This is a genomic window from Maribacter sp., assembly GCF_039968975.1.
Classification (GTDB): Bacteria; Bacteroidota; Bacteroidia; order Flavobacteriales; family Flavobacteriaceae; genus Maribacter.
The window spans coordinates 1-9,854 of sequence record NZ_JBDVOT010000249.1 but is presented as its reverse complement, the minus strand read 5'-3'; the positions used below and the strand labels follow the sequence as shown (position 1 = coordinate 9,854).

Sequence of the window (9,854 nt, the reverse complement as noted above, 5' to 3'; positions counted from 1 at the left end):
AAATCATTCTTATTGATATACTAAAGGAGGCAAAAAACAAATTCGCTACAGTTGCTTATAAACAACACCTTCTTTCATAACAAAAACAACATCTGTTAGTGTTTCAACATTATTTAAAGGGTTCTCATCTACAGCAACAATATCTGCAATATACCCCTCCTTAATCTGCCCTAGTTCTTTCTCTCCTAAAAGCATTGCATTTGTAATTGTAGCAGAACGCAAAGCCTCTATAATTGGCATGCCCGCTTTATTCATATAGATAAACTCCTTAGCATTATCTCCATGTGGCGACACCCCAGAATCGGTACCAAAAGCTATACTTACTCCTTTTTTATAAGCTTTTGCAAATGTAGCATTCAACTTAGGCCCTATTTCCAAAGCTTTTTTAGCTACAACTGGCGGTAGGTAGTTAGGTATTTTTGCCAGTCTGGCCGCTTCCTGTCCCGCAGAAATGGTAGGCACCATAAATGCTTTGTGCTTTATCATCAAATCCATCGTCTCTTCGGACATCAATGTTCCGTGCTCAATAGTCTTTATACCACCTATAATTGCTCTTTGCATTCCCTCATCACCATGGGCATGGGCAGCGGTCAACATACCATAGTCATTAGCAGTATCAGTAATAGCCTTTATTTCTTCAATAGTAAATTGGGGGTTTTGACCATTCTTGGCTACACTTAACACTCCGCCAGTAGCTGTTATTTTAATGACATCTGCGCCATCTTTATATCGCTGGCGAACCGCTTTCTTACCATCTTCTGGAGAATTAACAACACCTTCTTTTGGTCCAGGGTCACCCATTAACTCATTACTTCTTCCGTTAGTAGGATCTGCATGACCACCAGTAGAAGCAAGTGCCTTACCGGCAGTAAAAATTCTAGGACCAACAACCGTTCCTTTGTTAATAGCTTTCTTTAATGCGATATTCACTCCTGACCCGCCTAAATCACGAACAGTTGTAAAGCCAGCCATTAATGTTCTCTTTGCATATACAGTAGATTCAAAAGCAACATCCGCTTCATTCATAGTAAATGCCTCTAAATATCTTGACGGACTAGACTCACTTTCTATATGAACATGCATATCAATAAAGCCAGGTAAAATAGTTTTAGATTTTAAATCTATTACCTGATCAGTATCTGTACCAGCCACAAAACCATTTTTAATCTCCTTTATCTTATTTTCTGAAATAACTATTGTTTTATCAGACAAAATCTTACCAGATTCAACATCAACTATTTTTCCACATTGAAGATATATGTCTTGAGCAGATACAGTTGAAATTACCAAGAACATTAAAAGGAATAATGAATTTTTCATAAGAGGTGGTCTTTAAATTAAATAAGGGGAAATATAGCCATATTTCCCCTTATTTATATTGTTAACCTTGAAAAAATCAGTCACGTATTTTTTGTTCCCAGATCCAAGCGTAATTCATTGCTTGCTCAAGAGTATATTCAGCTTTCCAACCTAAAACTTTATTTGCTTTGGTAGTATCTGCATAGGCGGTAGTGATATCACCTGCCCTTCTGTCTACTATTTTATAATTTAATTTTCTGCCAGATACTTTTTCAAAACTCTGAATAGCCTCTAATACAGAACTACCTGTACCCGTACCAACATTAAAAACCTCATAATTAGATTCATTCTTACCATTCAGCAAACGTTCTAAAGCTACAACATGCGCTTTAGCTAAATCTACCACATAGATATAATCTCTAATACAAGTACCATCTGGAGTAGGGTAATCATCACCAAAAACAGATAATTCTTCTCTTAACCCTATACCTGTTTGCGTTATAAATGGCACTAAATTCTGAGGAACACCTTTTGGCAACTCCCCTATTTCCCCACTTGGGTGTGCTCCCATTGGATTAAAATAACGTAGTGCAATAGCATTTAAACCTGGAGTTACTTTACACGTATCGGCTATAATTTCTTCGCCCATTTGCTTAGTATTGCCATATGGAGATTCTGCCACCTTAACAGGTGCATCTTCCGTAATTGGCATTTCATCGGCTTGCCCGTAAACCGTACAAGAAGAACTAAAAATAAAACTAGCCTTATTTTTTTTACATAATTCTTTTAGAATGTATACTAGAGTTCCTATGTTGTTCTCATAGTATAAAAGAGGTTTTTCAACACTTTCACCAACCGCCTTAGAAGCTGCGAAGTGAATGACACCAGTAACATCTTGATAGCGCTTAAAAAAATCTTCAACTTTATGTTTCTCCTTTAAATCCAACTTTTCATAAGCCGGTTTTTTTCCAGTAATAGCTTCTATACCATCAAGAACACTTTCATCTGAATTTGAACAGTCATCAATAATGACAACTTCAAACCCTTTATTTTGCAACTCTACAACTGTATGTGAGCCTATAAAACCTAATCCGCCTGTTACTAATACTTTCATTTATAATGCTATTTGAACGTTATCAAATTTAGAAAACCATCCTATTACCCGTTAATAAACCCGATAATTAACTGTGTTATATAGTTAATCTGTTCTTCATCTAATTCTGTATGCATAGGCAAAGACAACACTTCGGTCACCAATTGATTCGTCACTGGAAAATCTGCTTCGTTATAACGATCATCTACATAAGCTTTCTGTTTATGTAAAGGTATTGGGTAGTAGATACCAAAAGGAACTTCATTTTTAGCTAAAAATTGTGCCAACTCATCTCTTTTACCGTTAGTTATACGCAACGTATATTGATGAAAAACGTGACAATCGCACACATCACAAATACCTCCACAATTATTAACCGTTACAGGTGTAATAATATGCTCTTGCCCTTCAAAAGCTTTAGAATAGGCACGTGCTGCATTTCTTCTTGCTTCACAATAACCATCTAACTTTGGCAATTTAGCACGTAATACGGCCGCTTGTATAGAATCTAACCTTGAGTTAACACCAACCACATCATGGTGGTAGCGTTCATACATACCATGGTTTACCATACCACGAATTGTGTGTGCCAATTCATCGTCATTAGTAAAGATCGCCCCCCCATCGCCATAACAGCCTAAGTTTTTTGACGGAAAAAAAGAAGTAGCGCCAACATGACCCATACTGCCCGCCATCTGTTTGGTACCATCTTTAGAAAGATACTTAGCTCCAATTGCCTGTGCATTATCTTCAATAATGAACAAATCATGTTTTTTAGCCAGTTCCAAAATAGCATCCATATTGGCACATTGACCAAATAGGTGAACAGGAACTATAGCTTTTGTTTTAGGTGTAATTGCCTTTTCAATTGCTTCAATATTAATATTGAAAGTATCAGGATAGACATCAACCAAAACAGGAGTTAATTGTAACAAGGCAATAACCTCTACAGTTGCGGCAAAAGTGAAATCTGCCGTTATCACCTCATCACCGGGCTTTAAACCCAAACCCATCATTGCAATCTGTAAAGCGTCAGTACCGTTGGCACATGGTATTACATGTTTTACCTGCAGGTAATCTTCTAACTCCTTTTGAAATGCATGAACCTCAGGTCCGTTAATAAATGCTGAAGTTTCTAATATTTGGGTTATTGAGGTATTTACTTGATCTTTAATTTCTTGGTATTGACCACCTAGGTCTACCATTTGTATCTTTTTCATCTGTTGTAATTACATGAAGTAATACAAAAATACGAAACAGGCGACAGTAATTTTATGGAAAGAAACGTAATTTAGCCCAAAAGCATCAGTTTGTACTTTCTCTATAACCTTATCGTCATAAGCGTATCTGCCATTTTAAAGGTATTGGCTTTAACCAACTCTAAACTATCATTATTTGTAAAAGGAAGAAAAGAAACCATTTCTTTAATTAATCGAGCAATTTCCAACGATGATAAAGTTATTTGGATTCACGCTGCTTCTTTAGGGGAATATGAACAAGGTCTACCAGTTATTGAAAAACTAAAAATTCAAAACCCTACACATAAAATAATAATATCATTTTTTTCTCCATCTGGGTATGAAGTAAAAAAGAATAGCAAAATAGCCGATGTTATCTGTTACCTTCCTATGGACACAAAAAAGAAGGTAAAATCTTTTTTAGCTGCCGCACACCCAGATATTGCCATATTTATTAAATATGAAATTTGGCCCAACTATTTATCTGCTTTAAAAAAATCAAATACACCTACGTTTTTAATATCAGCATTATTTAAACCAAACCAAGTCTATTTTAAGTGGTATGGTGGTTTTATGCGAAGGGTATTAAATCAGTTTTACCATGTTTTTGTGCAGAACGAAAAGGCAAAAGCTTTACTAAATTCTGTAGGATATACTAATGTTTCTATTGCAGGCGACACCCGTTTTGACCGAGTAACCGAAATTTTAGAGCGTGATAATAAATTAGATTTTATGGAACGCTTTAAAAATGAACAATACTGCTTTGTAGCTGGAAGCACATGGCCAGAAGACGAAAAAATCATCATAGACTACATCAACAAAAACGTTCACCCAATAAAGTTTGTTATAGCTCCGCACACCATTAAGGATAATCATATTGAAGAGATAATAGCAACTGTACAAAAAAAGGCAATTCGCTATACAGAAATAAAGGACGAAACCTTAGCGGATTATGATGTAATTGTCATTGATACTATTGGTCTTTTAACCAAAATCTACAGTTATGCCGATACTGCATATGTTGGCGGTGGGTTTGCTACAGGTCTTCATAATACATTAGAGCCCGCAGTTTTTGGGATTCCTGTAGTTATAGGTCCTAAGTTTGAAGGATTTGCCGAGGCAGAGGAATTAGTTAAACTTGGCGGAGTCATTTCTGTTGATAACAGCAACATGTTTCAACAAATTAGTGACAAGTGTTTTAAAAGTAATGACTATCGATTAAATATCGGAAATATCAACACAAACTACATCAAGGAAAAAGCCGGAGCCACAAACTTAATAGTCGATAAATTAAATGCAATTTTTAGCTTAAAAAGCTAAAAAACAACTAGCAAACAGCCTACTAATTTATTTAATATACAATTGTAAAAATTGATATTATTGTGTTGAAAACATACTTTACAAAGATATTTTCTATACGTTAATCGATTTTACATCTCTATTTGACAGCACTTTAGGCTAGATCTACCATATTGACCACAGAACAATAGAACAATGATTATGGAACAAGAACTAACTTCAGGAGTTAAAATACTCAATGGATTTCTTAAATTAATGGTTACCTGCTTGGTAATAATCCTTTTATCTGTACCCTTAGCCGGTATAGCAGATTGGCTAAATCTTATTCAATAGACGCAAGCATAAAACTATTAAAATAAAGCTACAAATTGTAGCTTTAGGTTTTAAAAGGCTGTAATTCAGATATCGACAAGATACCTTTTTAAGGGTTGAAATGCATATTTTGAAAAACATATACCACAAAAATGTAAGATTTTACATCTATTTAAGATAGTTTTACAACTTTTTCTATGGAATTGTTGCTTAATTCAACTAACTTTAGTAGTGTAACTTTAAAGTAGGTAATGTTATGAACAATTTATCATTCAAAACCGGAGTAGAAGCTTACCTCTCCGTGCTTGTTATTGCGATGCATGCTTTTTTAGCTGTTGTTGTAGTAGGAGCTTTTTTAGCCCTTTTGGGGATTGTCTAATCTTTTAATACCAAATCCTTATTGAAAAAAAATTACTTTAAAAAAAATGCCCCTTTGAAAAGGGGCATTTTTTGTTTCATATAAAATCTATTATTTAATTTAAAACAGTTTCATCCTTCTTTAAAGTTTATATTTTAGTTCAAAAGAATACACGAATTAAACAATAATAAATCCACCCTTATTTTTAAATAATCTAAATACATACTGCTGTAATACAGCAATTTAAATTGTTTTTAAAAGTTTAAGAACGTAAGTTTATAAGGAACGTAAAACAAAAAATATGTCGATAAGATTAGGAAATAGTTGCGTTAACTGCGACAACTTAGTAGAAGGTAACACTTGTAAAGTTCATGGTGTAAAAGTTGGGAATAGCTATACTTGTGATAGTTTTGAAATGAAAGTTGCGTTAAAAGATGACACTAATTGTGTAACCTGTATTAGATTTGAATCTAGCGATTGTGCTAATCCTCAAAAAGCAGCTCCAGGTATGTCTTGCAGCCATTGGGCACCACAAAATGCTACTGCATAGTGACAATAACTATTTAAACTTAAAAAAAGGTCAGCTAAAAGCTGACCTTTTTTATGCTAATACTATCTTACTTCTACACCTTTCCAAAATGCCACATACCCTTTAATGCCTTTAGCTAATTCTGAAACCTCAGGATAAAACCAAGCAGCATCCTTGTTCACCTCTCCATTAACTTCAACATTATAATAAGATGCAACACCTTTCCACGGACAACTAGTATGGGTATCGGTGCTTTTAAAAAACTCTTGCTTAATATCTTTAGGAGGAAAATAATGATTACCCTCTATTACGATGGTTTCATTACTTTCAGCTATCACTTCATTGTTCCAAATTGCTTTTACCATTTTAATACTATTTATAGTTTAAATTAATTCTGTAATTATAGATGATTCAGTAGAAAGAGTTTTATGCACGGGACACTTATCCGCAATCTCCAATAACCTTTTTCTTTGTTCACTATTTAAATCGCCATATAATTCTATCTTTCTTTTAAAAGTGTCAATTTTTTTAACTGCTGAAGTATTTTCAGAATCAAGGGCATGTTCCTTACCGTGATCAACATGTACAATTACTTTTTGTAAGTCCCATTTTTTTCGTGAAGCATACATTCTTAAAGTCATAGCCGTACAAGCCCCCAAGCCAGATGAAACATAGTCATAAGGCGAAGGACCAAAATCGTTTCCTCCAAAATCTTTAGGTTCATCTGCTATTAACAAATGATTTCCTGACACGATTTCAGAAGTAAAACCTTCATTACCTATACTTACCGCTACCTGATGCGTAGTTTTCACAGACTGTCTTTTAGGAACATCCAAATAGCGCTCTGCCCAACCGGCAATTACATTACCTACATAAGTGGAATCTTCATTGTCCATTAAAAGGTGATCAGCCTTATCAATTGAAATAAAGCTCTTAGGGTGATGTGCGTATTGATAAAGTTCTTTTGCATTTTCAATACCAACAATAGTATCTTGAGGAGAATGTATAACCAAATACGGTTTTCTCATATTCTTCAAGACCTCTTTCATGGGTTTTGATTGAATATCATCAATAAAATCTTTTTTAATCGTAAAATCGCGACCTCCAATATTCACTTTTGCCTTACCCATAGTATTTATTTCATCTACATTAGATTTGAATAAATGCTGTACATGAGCTGGTGATGATGGTGCACCAATGGTAGTTACCGCAACGACAGCGTCTAACTGAGAAGCAGCAAAAATAACTGCAGCACCACCTAAAGAATGCCCTACTAATAACGAAGGAGCTTTATAATTCTGTTCTAAAAATTTAGCAGCTTCAATTAAATCAGAAACGTTTGAGGAGAAATTGGTTTCTTCAAATTCCCCTTCACTCTCCCCTAGTCCGGTAAAATCAAATCTTAGAACAGCAATTCCTCTACTTACAAGTGCCCTTGATATATTACGAACCGCAGAAAAATTCTTATTACATGTAAAACAATGTGCAAAAATGGCATAACTATGTGCTTCTTGATTTGTTGGCAATTCTAATCTTGCCGCCAATTGCTTACCTTGAGAATTTGTGAACGTTACCTTTTCAAAACCCATATGTTTTCTTTTCTATGCTATTACTTAATATATGGTATTAGAAGTAAACAAAGAGAAAAACTTACAAATCTGTTTAAAAGCCAAGTTACAATTAGCTTGTTTTAAGAAGTAATTATATCTACCCCATAAAAAAAGCCTCCTGATTACTCAAGAGGCTTTTTTTTTAGTAATTATCTAAAGTGTTAATTCAAAATCTTGCTATATGAGGTGCTTTGGCAAGTCTTCAACACGTTCGCAACATAATTGATCCATTACCTGCTTAAACTGTGTCTTTAACATTCCTATGGTATGATCACCTCCTTTACTACCTAAAGCACCTGTTCCATAAACAAAAGATCGTCCCATAAATGTAAATTTGGCTCCGCTTGCCATAGCGCGTGCAACATCTGGCCCTGAGCGCAAACCACTATCCATCATAATTTCAATTTGATTACTGTATTTAGCCGTAATCTCTTGTAGAGAATTTATAGTAGATTGAGCAGCATCTAACTGTCTACCACCATGATTAGAAACAATAATACCATCAAAACCCATACGTATGGCATCTTGCGTATCTTGTTCAGAAGCTACTCCTTTCAAAACTAACTTCCCTTTCCATTTATCTCTAATCGGTTTAATTTTCTCTTCATTTAACCTTCCTGAAAAAGTTTTGTCCATAAAAGCTCCTAACTGTTTTAAATCCAAACCTTCAGGCGTATACGGTTTTAGAGTCTCAAAAGTTGGCTGGCCATATTTTAAGGTATTATAGGCCCAATTAGGTTTTCCTAAAATTTGAAGAATATTTGCTACAGTCATTTTTGGCGGTAAAGCCAAACCATTTCTAAAATCACGTGGGCGATACCCAAAAGTAGGCACATCACATAATAAAACAAGCACAGGGCAACCTGCAGCATCTGCACGATCTATAATATCATCTCTTATAGCATCATCTACCGGGTTATATAATTGAAACCAAGCATTACCTTCAGTAAGTTCGCTAGCCTTTTCAATATCCATAGTGGTTACAGTACTAAGAATAAATGGAATATTGTGGTTATGTGCTGCTTTTGCTAGAATAGCCGGTGTATTGGGCCACATGAGACCTTGAAGACCCACGGGAGCTATACCAAAAGGAGCATCAAACTCCATTCCCATTACTGTTGTCTTTGTACTACTTGTTCCATTATTTCGCAGATATCTTGGCTGTAATTGAACCTTTCGTATTTCAGATGTATTTCTAGCAAGGCTAATATCTTCATTGCAACCACCATCCAAATATTCAAAAGCGAACTTGGGAATCCGTGATTTTGCCTTTATGCGCAAATCATCAACGGATGGATAATCTGAGTTGAAATTTATAGCCATAACTAATCTTAATTTAAAATAAGAGGTACATGCTTTTTTACTGCATAATTACTCTTAAGAAATTTGGAATCTATTTTTTTATCTGAAATAACGATTGCGGCACCCAATGCAGAACCTAGCGAAGAGTTAGTTGTTTTTAGCTTTATAGTATTCATGAATTGTGAAAGCATCTGTATGAACACCTCATTATCACTAAAACCTCCATCAACATAAATTTGTTTGATTTTAGATTTCCCAATTGCTGCTTTAATACTTTTCACTTGAAGTAATACTAGCTCTAATAGTAATTGGTGGTAGGCATACTCATAACTATCATATATCATTACAGTTTTCTCAGGCATGGATGCTGATGTCATTGAAGACCACTTATACCTATGAGTGAAATCTTTATTGATTTCAAGAAAAATATTCTGATCAAATCTCACATTCTTGTGCATGTCATAAGGCACTTTATAATAATCTGATAATGCCTGGACTTGAATTTTGTACTCATTTCCTAGAAACAATCGTGAAACTTTAACAGGACTTCCATCTACTTGCATATTGAAAAGTGAATCATTTTCAATATCATGTGAAGTCAACATATCTTTATTAAACGGATTAATAGATATACTCCAAGTACCTGTTGAAACCAACAAAAATGGTTTTGCTATACTACGAATGTACGGCACTAAGGCTGATGAGCTATCATGAATACCAATACCTATATTAATCTGATGTCCTTTGTAATTAACCAGTGTAGTTTTATTTGAAGATTCAATAGCAGGTAGCTTTTTATCGATCCCTTCCACAT

General features: G+C 34.7%; 11 protein-coding genes. 4 read left to right on the top strand and 7 right to left on the bottom strand.

Annotated features, from left to right (window positions below; translation table 11 throughout):
- Positions 1 to 45 precede the first annotated feature (45 nt).
- The 3 genes from ABJI11_RS17390 to ABJI11_RS17380 form a co-directional block, all read right to left on the bottom strand.
- On the bottom strand, positions 46 to 1,320 hold the full coding sequence (locus tag ABJI11_RS17390) for an amidohydrolase family protein (RefSeq protein ID WP_348355138.1): 1,275 nt from the start codon (positions 1,318 to 1,320) through the stop codon (positions 46 to 48).
- Positions 1,321 to 1,396: 76 nt separating this feature from the next.
- Positions 1,397 to 2,413 (bottom strand): UDP-glucose 4-epimerase GalE, encoded by a 1,017-nt coding sequence (gene galE / locus ABJI11_RS17385; protein WP_348355135.1) that lies wholly within the window; start codon positions 2,411 to 2,413, stop codon positions 1,397 to 1,399.
- 44 nt (positions 2,414 to 2,457) lie between these two features.
- Positions 2,458 to 3,612 carry a DegT/DnrJ/EryC1/StrS family aminotransferase gene (locus ABJI11_RS17380; RefSeq protein WP_348355132.1) on the bottom strand — a complete coding sequence of 385 codons (1,155 nt, stop codon included), beginning with the start codon at positions 3,610 to 3,612 and terminating at the stop codon, positions 2,458 to 2,460.
- Between the two features lie 90 nt (positions 3,613 to 3,702).
- Here ABJI11_RS17380 and ABJI11_RS17375 point away from each other — a divergent pair, with 90 nt between their 5' ends.
- From ABJI11_RS17375 to ABJI11_RS17360, 4 genes are all read left to right on the top strand, one after another.
- Positions 3,703 to 4,950, top strand: coding sequence for a glycosyltransferase N-terminal domain-containing protein (locus ABJI11_RS17375; protein ID WP_348355129.1), 1,248 nt, complete (start codon positions 3,703 to 3,705; stop codon positions 4,948 to 4,950).
- A 180-nt stretch (positions 4,951 to 5,130) separates the two neighbouring features.
- Positions 5,131 to 5,262 carry a hypothetical protein gene (locus tag ABJI11_RS17370; RefSeq protein WP_276491917.1) on the top strand — a complete coding sequence of 44 codons (132 nt, stop codon included), beginning with the start codon at positions 5,131 to 5,133 and terminating at the stop codon, positions 5,260 to 5,262.
- A 235-nt stretch (positions 5,263 to 5,497) separates the two neighbouring features.
- Positions 5,498 to 5,620, top strand: a complete 123-nt coding sequence (locus ABJI11_RS17365; RefSeq protein WP_276491916.1) for a hypothetical protein — start codon at positions 5,498 to 5,500, stop codon at positions 5,618 to 5,620.
- A 280-nt stretch (positions 5,621 to 5,900) separates the two neighbouring features.
- On the top strand, positions 5,901 to 6,149 hold the full coding sequence (locus tag ABJI11_RS17360) for a hypothetical protein (protein WP_348355125.1): 249 nt from the start codon (positions 5,901 to 5,903) through the stop codon (positions 6,147 to 6,149).
- A gap of 62 nt (positions 6,150 to 6,211) precedes the next feature.
- Here the strand turns inward: ABJI11_RS17360 and ABJI11_RS17355 are convergent, their stop codons facing one another.
- The 4 genes from ABJI11_RS17355 to ABJI11_RS17340 form a co-directional block, all read right to left on the bottom strand.
- A complete protein-coding gene (locus ABJI11_RS17355) occupies positions 6,212 to 6,493 on the bottom strand; it encodes a DUF427 domain-containing protein (RefSeq protein WP_276491913.1) in 282 nt (93 codons plus the stop codon).
- A gap of 18 nt (positions 6,494 to 6,511) precedes the next feature.
- Positions 6,512 to 7,717: a bifunctional alpha/beta hydrolase/OsmC family protein gene (locus tag ABJI11_RS17350; protein ID WP_348355122.1), complete on the bottom strand. Its 1,206-nt coding sequence runs from the start codon at positions 7,715 to 7,717 to the stop codon at positions 6,512 to 6,514.
- A gap of 198 nt (positions 7,718 to 7,915) precedes the next feature.
- Complete coding sequence (locus tag ABJI11_RS17345) at positions 7,916 to 9,061, bottom strand: alpha-hydroxy acid oxidase (protein WP_348355119.1); 1,146 nt, start codon at positions 9,059 to 9,061, stop codon at positions 7,916 to 7,918.
- An 8-nt stretch (positions 9,062 to 9,069) separates the two neighbouring features.
- Positions 9,070 to 9,854 (bottom strand): FGGY-family carbohydrate kinase (locus ABJI11_RS17340; protein ID WP_348355116.1); only part of this gene is annotated, 785 nt, incomplete at its 5' end.